This is a genomic window from Sulfurovum sp. (assembly GCF_015493435.1).
In the GTDB taxonomy this organism is placed as follows: Bacteria; Campylobacterota; Campylobacteria; order Campylobacterales; family Sulfurovaceae; genus Sulfurovum.
The window spans coordinates 24,087-42,804 of sequence record NZ_WGDD01000025.1 but is presented as its reverse complement, the minus strand read 5'-3'; the positions used below and the strand labels follow the sequence as shown (position 1 = coordinate 42,804).

Sequence of the window (18,718 nt, the reverse complement as noted above, 5' to 3'; positions counted from 1 at the left end):
GCTCGACCGTTTCAAGTCCCCAGCCTTCACCGGGCTTGTAAAGATAAGCCCAGATCCAGAGGAACGGCCAGATGACATGCATGAGAAAGAGGCTCACCCATCCGGCTATATGTATGGCATCCCGATGGGGATGATCTCTCTTTTTTGCGATTTCATAGGGAATGTCATGAATATAGATAACAAGATAGATAAAAACGATAACAACGGTGACAAAAATACCAAGTGCCACAAAATCCAGTGTCCTGGGGTCAATAGCCAGTGCCATAAATACTCCTTACAGATTCATGTATTGCTTGCTGCAATAGTGAAAGTTTTATGCGTAGTTATTGTATCAGAACAGTCTTATAGAGATAATAGAGAGAACGCATACCATCAAGTGAAACTGTTTTAGGAAAAAAAGGCAGCCTTTTTAACAAAGCGATAGCCTGTTACGGAGTAAGATATACACAGTCTTCTGATACTTTCCAAGTACTTTGTTTACATGGACTTGAAGGAAAGCGATACTTATGAAAGCCTGTGATAGAATCAATCCATAAAAAATGGTCATTCAAAGGGGGAAAAGGATGAAAAAAAAGATGTTTTACCTGTTGCTCGCGTCATTGATGAGTACCGTAATACTGTCTGCCGGAGACAAGCATCAAATGAATGGGGCAAAAATGTTCTCTTCCAAACCTTCAGCGATCGTGATGGATGCGTTCCGTTATCTGGGGAAACAGCATCAATTTTCTCTTGATGCCGTGACCAGCAATGATGATGTGTTCCGGAATAAAATGCTTGTAACCTATACCCACTGGATACATATCGATCTCCAGCGTCCTGGAAAACTTCATATATCGGTTGATGGTGATTTGAAAGAGAGAAGTTTCTACCTGAACAATGGCCGGTTTGTGATCTATGACAAAGTACTTGGCTACTACGGGAAATTGAAACTGCCTGTTTCCATCGATGCGGCGCTGGATGATCTGTTTGAACAGTATGACATCAAGACGGCACTGGCAAATGTGCTCTACTCTGATCTGTACAAACGTATCCCGCCAAAGCAGGAGGGGTACTATTTCGGCCTCTCTGACGTGGATGGTATCGTTTGCCATCATATCGGTTTTTCAAACAAAGTACAGGAAATACAGTACTGGATAGAAAAGGGGAAAAGACCGTTGATAAGAAAATTCATCGTAATTGACAAAACTGAAGCGCTTCTGCCCCGAAGCAGTACTGTGCTTCGGTGGGATCTTTCACCACACTTCAATGACGAAGTTTTTGAATTCACTCCACCGAAAAATACCGTAGAGATATCTATAGAACCTGACACAGTCCGGGAGCAGCAATCATGAAAAATTTTAGTATATTCAGCGTAAAATTCTTTGTGGTATTTCTTGCCGTAGGTTTCTTTTCTCCGAGTGTCAATGTACAGGTTGACCCTTCAACCGGTATGCAGGAAGTACACTTTACGATTCTCAATGAAGTGGAAGCAAGACGCGGCGGCGGAATGCGTGGTGGTGGAATGCGTGGTGGTGGAATGCGTGGCGGCGGGATGCGCGGCGGCGGAATGAGACGGAGCGGTGGTTTCAGCAGAGGCGGAGGAATGGGACGCAGTAGTTTTAACCGTGGCAGTTTCAACCGAGGAAGTTTCAATCACAGCAGTTTCAACAGAAGCAGTATGAGAGCTCCCAGCCGTAACCGTTATCAGGGAGGAAATTTTTCCAAGAGCAAACGCCCCTCTGTCAGCCGGCCCAAAACAAGACCTGTGACACGTCCATCGACCAGGCCTGCAAAGAAACCATCGACACGGCCTGCCGCCAGACCTTCAAAACGTCCCGGTACACGTCCATCGACCAGACCGGCACAAAAGCCGGGAAGACCTTCTTTCGGAAAACCGAACAAGCCTGGCAATGGACAAAGACCTAACCGGCCCGGCAAACCGGGAGCCGGGAAACCAAATCGACCGAACAGACCCGGCAATGGACATAGACCAAACAGACCTGGCAAGCCCGGAGTCCGTCCTCCCGGGAACAGACCCGGTAACGGTCATCGTCCGGGACATGGCAAACCGCCGCATCATCGGCCTCCGCACCATGGGCATCATCCACACCACGGACATCATCACCATTATCACCACTATCCGCATTATGGATGGGGCGGATACTGGCCGTGGTTCTGGGGCAGTGCCATTACGATCGGTGCGATCGTCTCCACTATTCCGGATAATGATTGTACCGATATGTATATAGACGGCAAATATTACAAAGAGTGTAAAGGTGTACTTTTCGAACCGGTTTATGAAGGAAATGACGTAGAGTACAAAGTGGTAGAAATTAAAAAATAAAAGGATAACAGATGCAATTAAAATATGTAGGAGCCAAACCGAGTGTTTCAGCCAAAGGTGTATCGTTCGATCAAACGAAACCGGACAGATATACTTTTCTGAATGCGGCACTTGAATTGCTTGAAGCCCTTGAAAAAAATGGGCAGAAAGAAAAAACGGTCGATCTTAGGGCAATAAAAACAAACATATACAGCGGCAGACAGATGATGGATCTTTTAAAGAAATACTGTCCGAACCTGGATACCATCTTTGACAAACGTGAAGAGATGACCAATGCACTGATAGACAAATATACGCTACGCGTAAAAAATAATGTCAATATTACAGAAGATGAGCGGAAAGCATGGCTGGGCAATATTAAAATTATGCGGGACTATTATCTTCAGTATGTGACAAATGAACGTGCTTATGAATGTGCGCTGAATGCACTGGCAGATAAAATACATGATTCCCATATCAATGAGATCATATTTTCACTGGGAAATAACTATGGACTGGTATTCAGCCACCTTATCCCTGTTCTGACCGACCATAAGCCGCCTTACGATGCAGAAATAAAGGTGGAACGTGAAAACGGTACGTCTATCGGCAAACTTGATATGCACAGACCTGCATCGTTAAATATATAAATAAGGATCGAAATGTTAGCTAAGATATGGGTATTCCTGGAAATAGTCACTCCGTATGTATTGAGTCTGTTCTTTCTGGGCTTGATTGTCCTTTTTATTTATGACCGTTATATTCAGCGTAAGCATTCACTGTTGGTGAACTATCCGGTCATTGGACGTTTCAGATATCTTTTTGAAGCATTGCGCGAGCCGCTCAGACAGTATTTTGCCGAAGAGAACTTTTATGAGTCCAGAGACAAGGTCGACTGGGTATATAAAGCAGCGAAAGATGTTCCAAACTATAAATCTTTCTCGGTTGATCAGCCTTTTTCAGAAGACCGTTTCATTGTCAAACATGCTACCAACGTACTGAACGATAATGAAGTGTCAGACGATATGACCGTTACCTATGGTAAAACACGCGAATATCCTTATGTCGGCAAAACACCGATTATCCGCTCTGCCATGTCAGACGGGGCGCTCAGCCCGGAAGCGGTACGTGCATTTTCTCTGGGAGCTGCCCTTTCAGGCTATACGCTCAATACCGGGGAAGGCGGTTTGACTTCAAACCACCTTTATACACTCAATCCTGCTCCGGATGACAATGTAGAGTATCTGGAAATCATCAAGAGTACACCCTTGGCAGATATTGTTTTCAAGATGCTCGAGAAGTTTGTCAACCGTACCTATGCGATCAAGGCTTACAGAAAAGTCCTGCTGAATAAACGTACCGCCAATACCTACATTTACGGACAGGACGCCAATGTCCTTTTCCGGGTCAACTGGAAGGCACCGCTGAGTGCTTTCCCCAAAGAGATTCCTGCATCTCTGCCTGATATGATCTTTCAAATGAGTTCAGGCCTATACGGTGTACGTGATGAGCACGGGAACTTCGATGAAGAACGCTATGCCAAAGTAATGACTTTCTGCCGTATGACAGAAATCAAAATTGCACAGGGAGCGAAGCAGACCGGCGGTAAACTGGCAGGAACGAAGGTCACAGCTGATATCGCCTACTACAGAGGGGTGGAAGAGGGAAAAGATCTCTTTTCTCCCAACCGTTTTCCCTATGCCGATACACCGGACCATTTACTGGACTTTATCGGAAGACTGCAGGAAATATCCAAAAAACCTGTGGGAGTAAAGATCGTCATTTCTGATGAAAATATGATAGACAAGCTTGCTGAAAGGGTGGCTGAACGCAAAAAAGAGGGGCTTCCTGTTCCTGATTTTATTACCGTGGACAGCGGGGAAGGGGGAAGTGCAACTGCTCCTCTGGAACTGATGGAGTCTGTAGGACTCAACACGGTCAATGCACTTTATGTCCTCGATTCCGCATTGAGGCGGCATGGTCTTAAAGATGATATAAAAATTATCATCAGTGGTAAAATTCTGACCCCGGACGATGTGATCATCATGCTTTCCCTCGGTGCAGATGCCGTGGGTATTGCAAGAGGGTTCATGATGAGCGGCGGATGTATCCGTGCACGTATGTGTTCGGGATACGGAAGCCATAAATGTCCTGTAGGAATGGCAACGCAGGATCCTAAAAAACGGGCTTCCTATATGGTTGTCAAACAGGCATACCAAATGTCAAATTATCACAATAATCTTATTAAAGGGATGAAGATGATGCTGGCAGTCATGGGCTTTGACCATAAAAGCAAGCTTGGCAAAAAGAATTTGACATTCCGAAACCGAAACGGCGAAATATTTTTTGATGTGGAAGAGTACTTCAAAAGCAAACTCCATATTTACAGAGACCATTAGGCCCTTTGTTTATATCCCCAAAACCCTGTTATGCGGGATTTTGTTCCTGTCTTTGATAATGATGGCAAAAGGTACGGGTTTTTCAAGCTTTTTGATCTTCTCTTTGGCAAGATAGAGCGGCTGGTCGGAAGTGATGGTCAATGTTTGGTCACGATAGGTGAAATCGATCTGGGCGGAGTGTGAATTTTCATGCAGAAAGATAGTCAGTGTATAAATAAAACTCAGCCATGAAAGTGTTTGTATGGGGGGCAAAAGGGTAGCGTACTGCTCGATAAGCGGAGGGAAAAGAAGTTCTTTGCCGTGCATACGAAGCAAAGAAGAGATCAGCACGATCTCTTCATGGGTAAAACCGTAGTTCAGCTCCTGTATGGCAATGAAAAAGGCTGTCTGATGCGAACTGTAGATATTGAGAATCTTACCGATGTAGGAAAGTTTCAATGCCCAGTTGAGCTGGGTTTCATATTTTTTAGCGTCACCGATCTCCTGCTGCATAACACTGTAAAGATGTGATGCCATTTTCAGTTTGCCTCTGTTCCTGCGTTCAATTTTTGTCAGAGGATGAAAGCGGTCAAGAATGGAAATGACACTGGGATTGATGTCTTTGGGAAAACGGTGGCCTTCGTTTCGGAGCATTTGTTCAAGAAAGACCCCTTCCCGTACACCGACAGCACTGCTGATCACTTTTTGTGCACCGATACAGGCAAGAATTTCCTGAAAGATGAGTGTCCCTTCACGTATGGTATCGTAACGGTTCTTTTTGAGGTTGAACTTTTTCAGCCCTTTGGCCGAACTTAGAGGAATATTGGCAAAATAGGCAGACCACTTATCGACTTCATAGGTGAAAGCATGCAGCTTGTCAAGGGGATGGCCGCTGCGCTTCATAATTCCTTTGCTCAATGTCCTTGCAGTACCTCCGATGCCTACGGCAAAGCTGTGTCTGAAATGTTTGGGCAGACGAGACAGTTCCTTCCGGATGAATTCCCTTGCTTTGGTATGGCTCTCTTCGACCGGGCACTCTTTGTCAAAGAAAAGTTCTTTGAGTCTGACCGTGCCGAGGTTGAGTGAGAACGTATCGACAATCTGTCCCTTTTCGATCAGTGCCATGTCGGAAGAACCGCCGCCGATATCAATGGTGACGGCACTGTCAAGCGGAAGCAGATTGTTTACTGCGATCGCACCGAAACGTGCTTCCTGTTTTCCGTCAATGATCTTGATACTGAGGTTCAGCTCTTTCTTGATCCATTGTGTGAACTGTCTGCCGTTGGGTGCATCTCTGAGTGCAGAGGTAGCTACACAGATCGTTTTGTGTACGCGGTATTTTTGAATGGTGTTGATAAAAGACTGAAGTGCAAGGAAAGCACGTTCAATACCGATGGGCTGAAGATAACCCTCTTTTTCGTAGGCACCCTGTCCGATACGGACTTTGGATTTCTGCTCACAGATAAGGTGAAAGCCGTAATGGCTGCTTTTTTCAAAAATAACCAGCCTGGCTGAGTTTGAACCGATATCGATGATTGCGGTCCGCCTGGCCATGACGGTGGTTACTCTTCTTCCTGAAGTTTGTTGAACTTGAATTTAAGCTCTTCAATATTCTCCACATTGTCCGGATCGGAAATGATACAGTCAACAGGACAGACTGCAATACACTGGGGCTCATCGAAATGTCCTACACATTCCGTACAGCGATCCGGGTCTATAATATATATGGGATCATTTTCTTCGATCGCTTCATTCGGACACTCTTCTCTACATGCGTCACACGCTATACATTCATCTGTTATTAATAGTGCCATTGTTTCCTCTGTTTGCCGGCCTTGCAAGAGGCCGTTAATTATGTATAGGAGTTATAACCCAACAAACCTTATGCTTTATTTAAAAAAAAAGGAAAAAAGAGGTTTGGGAGAATTTTTGAAAATGAAGAAGCATTTTGATACTTCTTCATCCCTTTGACAGATGAGATATCGCTAACCCAGTTTCTTTGGAAAACAGAAGCGGTAGCCACGTCTTCTGACTGTTTCTATGGTGGTGATGTCGAGCGGTTTGTCCATTTTTTGGCGGATCTGGTTGATGGCCACTTCAATGACATTGGGCGTAACAAGCTCAGGTTCTTCCCAAATAGCATCGAGAAGCTGTTCTTTGGAAACAATCTGGTCTTTGTGCATAGCAAGATGGGTAAGCACTTCGAACGGTTTTCCTTTAAGCTCTATCTCATTGCCCTGATAAATGATTTTCTCTTCTTCCGGATTGATGATCAAATCTTCGATTTCAATAATATTGGAGATACCAAAACGCAGTTTGGCTTCAATGCGCACCAAAAGGATCTCTTCATCTACAGGTTTACGGATAAAATCGTCCGCTCCCGAACGCAGGGCTTCGATCTCGCTCTCTTTGTCGCTGTCCTGGGAAAGAATGATAACGGATGTTTTATGTGCTTCTTTTTTGATATCAGCAATCAGCGACGTATTGTGCTCCCCGCTACCGCTGCCCCATCCGATCAATACAAGGTCATAGTTTCGGATATCGAGATAGTATTTTGCATCTCCCAGATTTTCAGCCAGGTCGCACTGATAATTGTTGTCACCAAGCATCTGGATAAGTGTTTTGCCTAATGTTGCATCTTTTTCAATGATCAATACTCTCATGTTATCCCTTCTTCATTTTGTCAGCAGTCACATGGACTTTTATAGATTGTTAGAGGCCCTCTAAAGTTAAATGTTTCTTAATTATAGCATAAAAAGAGGGGTTTCTGAAAGTTTTTTTAAAAGCAGAGCAGTATTCCTGATAAAATGGCTTAAAATGTCCACTGCTGACTTAATGCCACATGACATTTGTCTAAAATATCGGGTTTTGTGATCTTCAGGCTGAGCGTTTTGATCTGAGGGTAGGCGGTACAGATAACATTTTGAAGTCCAAGCAGGGCTTCTTCAAGCAATTCGTAGCGTTTCTCTTTAAGCTCTTCTTCTATGAGAAGGACAATATCCGCATAATCAACGAAGTTCTCCGACTCGTAACGGTAGGAGCCTTTCATATCGATGATCACACGCTGTGTCCGCTCGCGTTCAAAGTCGAGCAGACCGATAATGACATCGAGGGTCAGAGCTTCTATATGGATCGTCATTTATACTTTTGCCTCTTCCCGTTTGAAAAGCCGTACAATATTGGGAATATGCTTATAGAAAATAATGATGGCAATGACCCAGATAGGAGCATGAGAGCCAATGCCGGGTACTACAGGGTATAGTATATATGAAGCAATAATGAATGCGGCAAGTCCGATTAGAGAGGAGAGAGAAGAAATTTTCAACCCTTTGCTTGCCCCCAGCCAGACAGCGATTGCGATCAGTGCCGGAACAGGCATCATAACAAGCAGTACACCAAAACCTGTGGCAACGCCTTTGCCGCCTTCAAACATGAGGAATACAGAAAAACAGTGACCCACGACCGATAATACCGCAAGTGTCCAGAGGACACTTTGCGGCACACCGAGCATTTTGGCAATAAGGATAATCACGATCCCTTTGACGGCATCGAGAAAGAGTGTGGCAGCGCCAAGTTTTTTGGCAAGTTTCGGGTCTTTTTCTTTCACTACCCGGAGGACATTGGTGGCTCCGATATTGCCGCTTCCTGCATTTTTAATGTCAACACCGGCAAATTTTTTGGCTAAAAGGTATCCAAAAGGTATGCCTGCTATCAGATAGGCCGAAAGGTAAAGTATAAGGTTAATGTTCATGATTGTTCCACAATTAAATTTTATACTGCAATTTTAGCCGAATTTTGTTAAAATGACTATTCAATCAATTATAGGATGATAAATGAGTATAGATTATAAAGCAGAGATAGAGAGATTAAAGAAAGAGCTTCCTGTAACTGTGGTGGCCCACTATTATCAAAGAGATGAAGTATTTGAAATGGCCGATATTACCGGTGACTCCCTTGAACTGGCACGTAAATGCAAGGCAGATGAGAACCCCTGGGTTGTGTTCTGCGGCGTGGGTTTCATGGGACAGAGTGTCAAGGTGATTGCTCCCGAAAAACGTGTATTGATGCCGAAAATTGCCTGCTGTGCCATGGCACGTATGATTGATGGAAGCTATTTTGACGATTCTGTGGCATATATGGGGCAGCATGGTATTGCCAAAGAGAATATTCTGCCTATCACTTATATCAATTCCGATGCGACAGTCAAAGCCAAAGTCGGAGAAATGGGCGGGATGGTCTGTACCTCTTCCAATGCCTTCAAGATCATCGAGAAGGGACTTGAAAGCGGGAAGAAAATTCTTTTTGTACCGGACAGGTGTCTGGGACAGAACTTTGCCATTCAAATGGGCTTGAAGTCCTGTGTGATCGGGGAGGGGGAGTGTGACCCCAAAGAGGCCGATGTGATCTGTTTCAATGGTTTTTGTTCCGTGCATCAGCTTTTTACGCTGGATGATATCGAATTCTACCGTAACAAGTTCCCCGGTATCAAGATAGCAGTACACCCGGAATGTGATCCGAAGATCGTTGCCGCTGCCGATTTTTCCGGTTCGACCTCTCAGCTTATCAAGTATGTTTCCGAGCTTGATCCGGAACAGAAGGTAGCGGTAGGGACTGAGTACAATCTGGTCAACAGAATGCGAACGAAAAATACCTATGTACTCTCTTCTACCAAGCCGGAATGTCCGACCATGAACGAAACAACACTTGAAGACCTCTACAATACGCTCAAGTCCATAGAGGACGGTAACCCGATCAATGAGATCGTTGTTGATCCGCATACGGTCAAGTATGCCAATCTTGCATTGGAAAGAATGCTGGCGATTAAATAATACCTGTATTCTCAACGTCTGATCTGAAGAAAAGCAGGTATACTGTAAGTTAAAAAAAGGAGTTTGGGTGGTGTTGAAAACATTAGACAAGCAACTGATTGTCAATACTTTAAAACAAGAGATACCTAAACTTCAGGCACTCTACCTGTTCGGAAGCCAAAATGATGGTTCTGCTACGAAAAAGAGTGATGTAGATATTGCTTATTTGAGTCAAAATTCTCTCACATCCTGGGAACGTTGGAATATTTCTCAAAAACTGGCTTCATTACTTTCTCTTGATGTGGATTTAATAGAACTATCATCTGCCAATACGGTTTTTAAATATCAGATTCTCTCTACCGCAGAGCGGATTTACGGTGAAGGGTATGAGGTGGAGAGTTTTGAAACGTTGGCGTATAGTTTTTATCTTCGCTTTAAAGAAGAGCGTCAGCCTATTGTAGATGAAATCTTGAAAAACAAATCTGTCTTTGGAAGTGCACATGCCTAACGTAGTGCTCAATAAAATACAGACCATTGAAAAATGTTTAAAACGTATACGTGAAGAATACATAGGATATGAAGAGAGTTTTGAAGAAAACTATACGAAACAAGACTCGGTGATACTTAATTTGGAGCGTGCTTCACAAGCGAGTATTGACATTGCTACGCACATTGTGAAAACAAGAAATCTGGGTCTGCCTAATTCCAGCCGTGAACTGTTTAGTATGCTCTTAAATGCAGGTATCATCAGTGAGAAAATTTGTAAGCAAATGCAAGGGATGGTCGGGTTCCGTAACATAGCCGTGCATGATTATCAGAATTTGAATATCGAGATAGTCGTGGCTATTGTCGAAAATCATCTTGGGGATTTTGAAGGGTTTGTGAGAGAGGTTTTTGAGGGGTATTTGGATGTTTGAATGTTTGAATGTTAAGTTAGGATTTAGTTCCTTAAATTTGAGAAATTAGAATGGTAAAAAGTGTATTCTTAACGCCTGACCCTCCTAAGTCTCATCGGTACTTTCTACAGTAAAATTTCACCCCAAGGGCATTTCATCGCTACGTTCAGGGCAACACTCCCTGTGTCATACTTCTACTCCTTGGCAGAAGTCTCACCCAACGGGTGTTAACGGTCAGGTAGGGCTTCTGGCGGCTTTTCTCCTATTTCGATTTTAGGGTAAACATGATAGTCCGAAACTATGCACTTTCATTGCAAAGCTTTAGCTTCTACAAATGTGTTAAAATGGTTGCATGAGAAGCAGTGGACATACCGTCAGTCAAATGCAGGCCTATATTGTATGGACTTTCAGTCCGTTGTGGTTTGGTTTGTGTTGAGCCTGAGTAGGTTACTGTTATAAAATTCAATTTTTAGGAAAACAGAATTATGAACAAAACGATAAAGGGAATGGTTGCATTAGCCTTATTAATAGTATTTATCTCTCTATTTGGCTTATTTGTAGGATATTACGGGGATTGGCTGTGGTTTAAACATTTGGGATACAGCTCAGTCTTTGATACCAATCTTTTAGCACAGATTCTCTCTTTTGTTCTGTTCTTTTTTCTTTTTCTTTTGTTCGCTGGGCTTAATCTCTATTATGCGTATCATAAACATGAAGAGCATCAGAGCTCTATTGCTTTTCTTGATAATGATTTACGGCAAAAGCTTTCATTTCTAAGCCATAAAAAATTCTCCATTTTAGCATGGGGTACTATAGTTGTATTGTTTGGGCTTATTATGGGCTCTTCTGCATCCGAGTATTGGATCGATTTTTTAAAATTTCTGCATCCCACTTCTTTTCATCTGCAGGAACCTGTTTTAGGTAAAGATGTAGGATTTTACCTCTTTAAGCTGCCTGTCTATCAAATTGTCCTAAACTGGTATTTTACCATGCTCGTTTTGACTACTTTTTTCGTTCTGCTTTTTTATTATACGCACAATATTTTTAACTACCAAGAGCGTAAACTTCAAGTGGAAACAAAAGCAAAAAACCATGTTTTGCTTTTAGGTGCTTTTTTTGCCTTGGGTGTCTGTGCCTATTTTATAATACAACTTTATAATCTCCTTTACTCGTCCAATGGTGTTGCCTACGGGGCTTCGTATATGGATGTGCATGCACAAATTCCTGCTTACAAAACTATTATTGTTATGACAGCCGTTGTTACGCTGCTTCTGTTCTTTTATCCACTCTATAAAAAAATGCAGGTTGTTATTGGGGCACTGCTTTTTTGGCTGCTTGTTCTTATAGGATTTGTCTGGATATATCCCACTCTGATTGAGAAATACATTGTAAAACCAACCGAATTACAAAAAGAGACTCCTTATATTGCAAACAACATAAAATTTACCACAAAAGCCTATGGGCTCGATAAGATTCAAGTCAAACCTTTTGCAGCAGACAACAATGCAAGCTACCAGGATATTTTAGAAAATCATAACACCATCAAAAATATCCGCCTATGGGACAGAAGACCTCTGATACAAACCTATAGACAACTCCAGGAGATCCGTCTTTACTATGATTTTAAAAATATAGAAGTGGATCGTTATCATTTTGACAAATACACTGAAGTGGCTCTTGGCGCAAGAGAGCTTCCAGCTTCAGAGATACCCTACAGAGCACAAACATGGGTCAATCAACATCTCATATATACTCATGGGTACGGAATTGTCATGAATCCGGTCAATGAAATAACTTCAAACGGTATGCCAAATCTTATCGTCAAAGACATTCCGCCTGTGAGCAGTGTACCTTTAAAACTAAAGCAAATGGGCATCTATTACGGTCAATCAACAGACCAATTTGTTCTGGTCAATACAAAGGCAAAAGAATTTGATTATCCAAAAGGGGCAAAGAACGTTTATACTCACTACAGAGGAAATGGAGGGGTACAAATTGCTTCTCTTTTTAAACGCCTTGTCTATGCGTGGAAATTTTCTGATATCAACATTCTTTTTACAACTTATTTGAGTGATAAAAGTCGTCTGATGTTGTATAGAAATATTACCGAGCGCGCTGCAACGCTGGCACCTTTTCTTGCCTATGACAGACAACCATACAGTGTAGTTGGCAAAGATGGAAAAGTGTACTGGATACAGGATGCCTACACAACCAGCAATATGTATCCTTACTCAGAACCGCTCTCACGCAACCCAATAAGAAGAGGGGTAAATTACATTAAAAACTCTGTCAAAGTAGTGATTGACGCCTACAGCGGTGCTGTTTCTTTTTATGTTGTTAATCCTCACGATGCATTGCTGCAGACCTATGAAAAGATCTATCCAAAACTATTCAAACCGTTTCAGGAAATGCCGGACTTTTTACAGGCACATATCCGTTATCCTACAGATCTGTTCAATATTCAGGTGAAGATATACAATGCCTACCACATGACTGACCCGAAAGTGTTTTATAATCAGGAAGATTACTGGCAAATACCAAATGTGATCTATCAGGGCGGACAGCAAAAGATGGTTCCGTATTATATTATTATGCGTTTACCTAAAATGAAAAGTGAAGAGTATATTTTGATGCTGCCGCTGAATCCTTCAAAAAAGGACAATATGGTAGCATGGATGTGTGCAAGATGTGATATGCCTCATTATGGTGATTTGATAGTCTACACACTGCCTAAAGAGAAGCTTATTTACGGACCTATGCAAATAGAAGCGCGAATTAACCAAAAACCGGAAATCTCTGCCGAACTCACACTTTGGGGGCAAGAAGGCTCACGCGTCATAAAAGGCAATCAGCTGGTCATTCCTATTAAAAACTCTTTCATTTATGTGGAACCTGTCTATTTGCAGTCAGAACAGGGTCAGATCCCGGAACTCAAAAGAGTGATCGTAGCTTTCAAAGATAAAATTGCGATGAGAAGAACCCTGGATGAAGCACTTCAAGCCGTGTTTAACATATCTTCATCCCAAGAAGAAGCGGTACAAACAATGGGAGTACAAAGTGCGAACAAGCCTGTGCTGTCCAAAGAGGCAAAAGCCGCACTTAAACATTATAATCAAGCACTGCAATTCTTACAAAAGGAAAATTGGGCAGGTTTCGGCAAAGAGATGCAACAGGTAAAATCTATTCTTTCCAAAATGTCCCAGGAAGAATGAGGTTCCCTTAAATCCAGATCCGTAAAATAACTATGAAAGAAGTATGCCGCAAGGTGTGTTCACTACTGCGACTGCACAAAATCCAGAAACGCTCTTTGACAACAAGTGCGGTATCTGCCATGTCAAGACAAAACCTGCTGATATGTCATCATTGATGGCGGTGGTCGCCAAACGATGAGCCTCCCCTTTTCAGATGAGGAAAGCACTCTCCTCTCTCCTTTTTTCAATTTTGCTGCGGCCTCAGTATTTTTTTTCTTTCCTGTCGGACATAAAGTGCTAACACTTCATTGGTTAGAATGTAGAATATTCTATTATTTGAAGGAGAGAAAAATGAAAAAAAAATCCCTATGGATACTTATATTGGCAGCACCCTTGTTTGTGGCATGCGGAGGTGGTAGCGGTGGCGGAAATACCGATACACAAAACAGTACGTATTCGGATACTTCTTCCAATGACGAAACTGGAACAAATGACTCTTCAGAAGAATCAGATAACCCAAATACAAATCCGACAACCACACCACAGTCAAACTTTAAATACATGCTCACTGCCTGGAATGATTTGGGAATGCACTGTATGGACGGGAATGACTTTTCCGTCTTTTCTGTACTGCCACCCTACAACAACCTACATGCACAGATAAAGGACAAGAAGGGTGATTTGGTCACTTCAGGGATTATTCTTACCTATGAATCGGTACAGGGTACTGACGGAAAATGGAATACTTCAAGTGCAGATAAAACGAACTTTTGGAGCCACAGTAAACAGCTCTTTGGTATTATTTTGGCACAGGATACCGGACTTACTGGTGTCAAGACACCGAGCACCACACCTCAGAAGCTGACATTCAATGCTGCGCACCAATGGTGGGAGGCCGAAGGTATTCCTCTTACTCCGTACAATGATGACGGAAGCAAGAACTACTATCCTCTTGTCAAAGTCGTGGCAAAAGATGCACAGGGAAATATTCTTTCCGAAGCCACTACCGTATTGCCTGTGAGTGACGAAATGGACTGTAAGCGCTGTCATCAGAGCAATGCATCCAGCAACGCTGCAAAGCCGAAAGCGGGATGGGTGAACAATGCCGACCCGGAAAAAGACTACAAGTTCAACATCCTTCGTCTGCATGATGAGAAGAACCCGGATGCCGTGACAAAGAATGCTGCAGCCCTGCAGTCGAAAGGATACAACTACGATCCAAAAGGACTTGAAGCCACGGCAAATGGCGGCACCGCCATTCTCTGTGCCTCCTGCCACAGAACCAATGCCCTGCCTCATACCGGGGTCAACAATATTGTAGCTTTCACGGCAGCCATTCACGGCAAACATGCCAAGGTGATCGATCCGCTCAACGGATTGCCGCTTAATGATATCAATAACAGAAATGCCTGTTACACCTGCCATCCGGGGGCACAGACCAAATGTCTCAGAGGTGCCATGGGGGATGCCAAGGATGCCAACGGCAACAATGCCATGCAGTGCCAGAGCTGTCATGGAAATATGAGTGCAGTGGGAGACAAGAACCGTGAAGGATGGCTGCATGAACCGAACTGTCAGGCATGCCACCATGACGGGAAAAGAGAGCTCTCTGCTATCGATCCTGCGACCAATACGCTCAGACATGTCATCGATACAAAGTTCGCGACCAACATGAATACACCGGCAACGGGTTTCAGCCTGTATCGTTACAGCAAAGGACACGGAAAATTGCAATGTGAGGCCTGTCACGGTGCAACACATGCCGTATTCCCTGCACATAATGCAGACAACATTCTAAGCAGTCAGATCCAGGGACATACGGGTACCGTTGCAGAATGCAGCTCCTGTCACTCCTCCGTGCCAAATACCGTTACCGGAGGGCCGCACGACATGCACCTTGTAGGTCAAAGCTGGGTCAAGGGCCATGAAGATGTGGCAGAGAAGAATGCGGCACAATGTAAGGTGTGTCATGGCCAGGACTATAGAGGTTCTGCACTCTCATCTACCTGGATGAACCGTTCCTTCTCCACCGAATGGGGACAGAAGAACTTCGCCAAAGGACACAAGGTTAGCTGCTACGATTGCCACAACGGACCGAATGGAGATTAGCACTCCGTTCCCTCCCTCCGGAAGGGTTAAGGTTCTCTTTACCCTTCACTCTGTCCTCTCTATCATTTTTTAGATACCCTACCAAAACTTGTATCCCAGGTTGAAATAAAATTCATCATGGAAATCTTCATCCATAATGTCCTGTTTGTAGTATACCGAAGTGAACCATTCAGCTGTGATCTGGTAAAAAAGTGTTACTGACAGAGAATGTTCCGAATGTTCATCCACATATTTGCTCTGTTCATAGGCATACCCCAGATTGGCATAGAGACTATGCGTGAAAAAATACCCTGTACCCACAAAGAAATTACTTTTGTTCTGCAGTGGACCCATAACCTCTTTGTCCTGTATAAAAGTATAATTGAACCCTCCAAAAAAGGAAAGGCCTTCCGCAGGATAGTAATAGAGTGAACTGTAAAGCTTGTAGTCCGTCCTGTTACCCGGATAGTCATAGGTCGGCAGTTTAATCCCTACGCCAAGATTGAGTCGAAGGTCATCACTCGGACTGAAACGTTTTCTGACCTTGAGTGTCGTATCGCCAAAGCCCTCATTCTCTTCTCTTGCATTGTAGGAAGTACGGACAGAGTAGGCCCAGTCATTGTGGTAGTAGTTGAGCTGCACTTTGGTTCTGTACTGCTTCAGATAGCTCGGCAGGTCATCGTTGTTCTGATATCCGCTCGAAAGGGTCATGGTCATGCTGTCATGGTCGGTTTCGTCCGGAAGCCTCAATTCCACCGTCGTACATCCCCTGGCATTCACCTGGTGGAGAAAGGGGGTATTCGGACATTCGTCAAGTGTATCCGGAACACCGTCAAAATCCATATCGGTGATCTCCTTGGCACATAGGCTCCCTGTCAGCAAAAGTGCTATACAAAACGGTTTAATCATCATCACCTCCTTTATGGTCGGCATTGTTCTCCTCTACCTCGTTTTCTATGTGACTCTCCATCTCATTCTCCAAATGCTCTCTTGAGATACGTTTTGTATCTTTCTCCACTTTTTCAATAGCCTTTTTCGCACTTTTGCTTTTCGTGCTTGAACGCAGTTGGGAAAGTGCTTCGATCCGTTCCTTCTCTTTCATCCTAACCAGACGCTTTTTGAGAGCATTCATCAGCTTGAAACGTTCCTTGACGGGCGCTTTCTGTATGGCTTCTATCTGGGTATCTATACTCTTTGCCCAAAGCGGCACACTGTACAGCGTAATGTACAACGCAACGATCACAGCTCTCATGTATGCTTCTCCGGAAGATTCCTGAAATCCAGTACTATTGTTGTACCTTTGCTTTTGTGGGAGTTTATCCGCATTCCAATACCCAGCTCCGTGACCAGCTTTTTAACAATATGCAGCCCGATACCAAGACCGCGCTCCTGTTCCTTGTAGTAACGCTGCATCACCTTGTCTACATTCTCGATGCCCTTGCCCGTATCTTCGATAGTAATCGTCTCTCCTGCCACCCTTACTGTCACTTTCCCGTCACTTTTGTTATATTTGGCAGCGTTACTCAAAAGGTTGTCAAGGATCCGGGCAAGAAGTTCAGGCTGTGTCGCCTTCAAAAGCATATTCCCTCGCATAAAGGAGAAGGATATTTTTGGATAGGCATTCGACATCAACTGCATACGCTCTTCAGCTAAACCGGCAATATTCACTTCACTGCTCTGTACAGGAGAATGATACAGAAAGCTCTTGAGGTTGTTCTGCAAAAAAAGCAGTGTATCGATACTGTGGGAGATCCTTTTTACAAAAATATTTTCCCCGCACTCTTCTTTGAACATTCTTAGATTAAGCATCATAGAGGTAACAGGCGTGTTGAAGTCATGCAGTATGTCTTTGACGAACTCGTCATTCAGATGCAGCGCTTTCCTGATGGGCCTCAGACTGTAAAAAGTGAAAAAGAGTGCCAGCAGAAGCAAAAGCAGTGTTGCCAGAACGAACTTGACAAGTAGCGTAGAGATGATTTTTCGCATGTCTGCCTGTAACGAACCGGGAGGGTAGGCGATTTTGATATAGAATTTGTCCGACTTGGGGATCTGAAAATAGCTGTAGAGTTCATTTTCTCCGTATAGGGTATTGGGCTTTCCGCTCTCTTTAGATACAAAGTCGAACGTGAACTGTTCACACTCCAATGTGTAACTGCACACCTGCATCGTTTGAAAAAGTGTTTGGTGGTATTCTCTCTTCTCTGTACGGTACAACTCCGTAAAAAGCAGGATCAGCAGTATTTCCAGTAAAGAGAAGAAAACAAAGAAGTTTTTAAGGAGTGATTCTTTTTCATACCGCTTCAAGCATATATCCTTCTCCCCGGATATTGGTGATCTCTATATCCAGCTTCTGTTTCACTTTGTTAATGGCTACCCTGAGCGCATTGCCCGAAGGGTGTTCAAGACATTCAAAGAGTATCTCCTGTGTGACGACATTGCCCCTATGCTTCAGCAGTGTGACAAAGACCCGACAGGGAACTTTCCCTATATGCACGACCTCTCCCGCTTTACGCAGTATATTGTTCTTCGGATCGTACTGTATGTCATCATAATACAGAAGATCATCTTTGAATTTTGCCTTGAGGCGTATCAGCAGTTCTTCGGGTTCAAAAGGTTTTTTAATGTAGTCGATCGCATCAAGTTCAAAGCCACGGGCCATAGAGTTCATATCGGTCAATGCGGTAATGAATATGGTGGGGGTTTCATCTTCCGCATGGCGAAGCGCACGCAGGAAATCCAGACCGTTGCCGGTAGGGAGATTGATATCGAAAAGATAGAGGTCATACTTCCTGGCAAAGGTTAACTCTTCTGCTTCTTCTTCACTCAAAGCCAGGTCTACCTCATAGCCGGCTCTGAGCAAAAAATCTTCCAGTGTTTCACTCAATATCTGGTCATCTTCCAGCAGAAGGAGTTTCATTTGTCTATCCCTTAATTATAAGTAACTCAATTCGCATATAAACCAAAGCTCTTTTGAGTGCAACCACGCAATAGATTAATAATAGTGAGTATATCCTTATTCTCCTTGGCAATATTTTTAATGTGAGCAATATTTGCC

Annotated in this window: 20 protein-coding genes; 10 read left to right on the top strand and 10 right to left on the bottom strand. The window is 43.5% G+C overall.

The features are described 5' to 3' along the window. Nucleotides 1-265 (bottom strand): DUF3302 domain-containing protein (locus tag F8L24_RS04000; RefSeq protein ID WP_294952080.1); only part of this gene is annotated, 265 nt, incomplete at its 3' end. A gap of 298 nt (nt 266-563) precedes the next feature. On the opposite strand from F8L24_RS04000, the gene F8L24_RS03995 reads away from it, so the two are divergent. Genes F8L24_RS03995 through F8L24_RS03980 form a run of 4 tightly spaced genes read left to right on the top strand, consistent with a single transcriptional unit; the run spans nt 564 to nt 4,701 of the window. After that, nucleotides 564-1,331: a DUF2092 domain-containing protein gene (locus F8L24_RS03995; protein WP_294952077.1), complete on the top strand. Its 768-nt coding sequence runs from the start codon at nt 564-566 to the stop codon at nt 1,329-1,331. Further along, entirely contained in the window at nt 1,328-2,323 is a 996-nt protein-coding gene (locus F8L24_RS03990) for a hypothetical protein (protein WP_294952075.1), read from the top strand. The genes F8L24_RS03995 and F8L24_RS03990 overlap by 4 nt, the downstream gene beginning before the upstream one ends. Nucleotides 2,324-2,334: 11 nt before the next feature. Next, the gene (locus F8L24_RS03985) at nt 2,335-2,952 is read left to right on the top strand and encodes a hypothetical protein (protein WP_294952072.1); all 618 of its coding nucleotides are present in this window, start codon (nt 2,335-2,337) and stop codon (nt 2,950-2,952) included. 12 nt (nt 2,953-2,964) lie between these two features. Next, complete coding sequence (locus F8L24_RS03980) at nt 2,965-4,701, top strand: FMN-binding glutamate synthase family protein (RefSeq protein WP_294952069.1); 1,737 nt, start codon at nt 2,965-2,967, stop codon at nt 4,699-4,701. Nucleotides 4,702-4,710: 9 nt separating this feature from the next. On the opposite strand, the gene F8L24_RS03975 is transcribed toward F8L24_RS03980, so the two are convergent. From F8L24_RS03975 to plsY, 5 genes are all read right to left on the bottom strand, one after another. Beyond that, nucleotides 4,711-6,234 (bottom strand): Ppx/GppA phosphatase family protein, encoded by a 1,524-nt coding sequence (locus F8L24_RS03975; protein WP_294952066.1) that lies wholly within the window; start codon nt 6,232-6,234, stop codon nt 4,711-4,713. Between the two features lie 8 nt (nt 6,235-6,242). Then, nucleotides 6,243-6,494, bottom strand: coding sequence for a YfhL family 4Fe-4S dicluster ferredoxin (locus F8L24_RS03970; protein ID WP_294952064.1), 252 nt, complete (start codon nt 6,492-6,494; stop codon nt 6,243-6,245). A gap of 171 nt (nt 6,495-6,665) precedes the next feature. Then, complete coding sequence (hsrA, locus tag F8L24_RS03965; protein WP_294952061.1) at nt 6,666-7,343, bottom strand: homeostatic response regulator transcription factor HsrA; 678 nt, start codon at nt 7,341-7,343, stop codon at nt 6,666-6,668. A gap of 149 nt (nt 7,344-7,492) precedes the next feature. Beyond that, nucleotides 7,493-7,819 (bottom strand): dihydroneopterin aldolase, encoded by a 327-nt coding sequence (locus tag F8L24_RS03960; protein ID WP_294952059.1) that lies wholly within the window; start codon nt 7,817-7,819, stop codon nt 7,493-7,495. After that, nucleotides 7,820-8,431 carry a glycerol-3-phosphate 1-O-acyltransferase PlsY gene (gene plsY, locus F8L24_RS03955; RefSeq protein WP_294952057.1) on the bottom strand — a complete coding sequence of 204 codons (612 nt, stop codon included), beginning with the start codon at nt 8,429-8,431 and terminating at the stop codon, nt 7,820-7,822. 82 nt (nt 8,432-8,513) lie between these two features. Between plsY and nadA the strand changes: the two genes are divergently transcribed. The 6 genes from nadA (at nt 8,514) to F8L24_RS03925 (ending at nt 15,684) form a co-directional block, all read left to right on the top strand. Continuing rightward, on the top strand, nt 8,514-9,509 hold the full coding sequence (nadA, locus tag F8L24_RS03950; RefSeq protein ID WP_294952055.1) for a quinolinate synthase NadA: 996 nt from the start codon (nt 8,514-8,516) through the stop codon (nt 9,507-9,509). 73 nt (nt 9,510-9,582) lie between these two features. Beyond that, nucleotides 9,583-9,996 carry a nucleotidyltransferase domain-containing protein gene (locus F8L24_RS03945; RefSeq protein WP_294952052.1) on the top strand — a complete coding sequence of 138 codons (414 nt, stop codon included), beginning with the start codon at nt 9,583-9,585 and terminating at the stop codon, nt 9,994-9,996. Next, nucleotides 9,989-10,405: a DUF86 domain-containing protein gene (locus tag F8L24_RS03940; RefSeq protein WP_294952050.1), complete on the top strand. Its 417-nt coding sequence runs from the start codon at nt 9,989-9,991 to the stop codon at nt 10,403-10,405. The genes F8L24_RS03945 and F8L24_RS03940 overlap by 8 nt, the downstream gene beginning before the upstream one ends. A gap of 464 nt (nt 10,406-10,869) precedes the next feature. Continuing rightward, nucleotides 10,870-13,596 (top strand): UPF0182 family protein, encoded by a 2,727-nt coding sequence (locus F8L24_RS03935; RefSeq protein ID WP_294952047.1) that lies wholly within the window; start codon nt 10,870-10,872, stop codon nt 13,594-13,596. Between the two features lie 43 nt (nt 13,597-13,639). Next, the gene (locus F8L24_RS03930; RefSeq protein ID WP_294952045.1) at nt 13,640-13,774 is read left to right on the top strand and encodes a hypothetical protein; all 135 of its coding nucleotides are present in this window, start codon (nt 13,640-13,642) and stop codon (nt 13,772-13,774) included. A 152-nt stretch (nt 13,775-13,926) separates the two neighbouring features. Beyond that, nucleotides 13,927-15,684, top strand: a complete 1,758-nt coding sequence (locus tag F8L24_RS03925) for a hypothetical protein (RefSeq protein WP_294952042.1) — start codon at nt 13,927-13,929, stop codon at nt 15,682-15,684. A 78-nt stretch (nt 15,685-15,762) separates the two neighbouring features. Here the strand turns inward: F8L24_RS03925 and F8L24_RS03920 are convergent, their stop codons facing one another. Genes F8L24_RS03920 through F8L24_RS03905 form a run of 4 tightly spaced genes read right to left on the bottom strand, consistent with a single transcriptional unit; the run spans nt 15,763 to nt 18,580 of the window. After that, entirely contained in the window at nt 15,763-16,572 is an 810-nt protein-coding gene (locus F8L24_RS03920) for a thrombospondin type 3 repeat-containing protein (protein WP_294952040.1), read from the bottom strand. Next, entirely contained in the window at nt 16,565-16,915 is a 351-nt protein-coding gene (locus tag F8L24_RS03915) for a hypothetical protein (RefSeq protein WP_294952037.1), read from the bottom strand. Before F8L24_RS03915 ends, F8L24_RS03920 begins: the two co-directional genes overlap by 8 nt. Beyond that, nucleotides 16,912-17,967 (bottom strand): HAMP domain-containing sensor histidine kinase, encoded by a 1,056-nt coding sequence (locus F8L24_RS03910; RefSeq protein ID WP_294952032.1) that lies wholly within the window; start codon nt 17,965-17,967, stop codon nt 16,912-16,914. The genes F8L24_RS03915 and F8L24_RS03910 overlap by 4 nt, the downstream gene beginning before the upstream one ends. Beyond that, complete coding sequence (locus F8L24_RS03905; RefSeq protein WP_294952031.1) at nt 17,954-18,580, bottom strand: response regulator transcription factor; 627 nt, start codon at nt 18,578-18,580, stop codon at nt 17,954-17,956. The genes F8L24_RS03910 and F8L24_RS03905 overlap by 14 nt, the downstream gene beginning before the upstream one ends. Nucleotides 18,581-18,718: the final 138 nt, after the last annotated feature.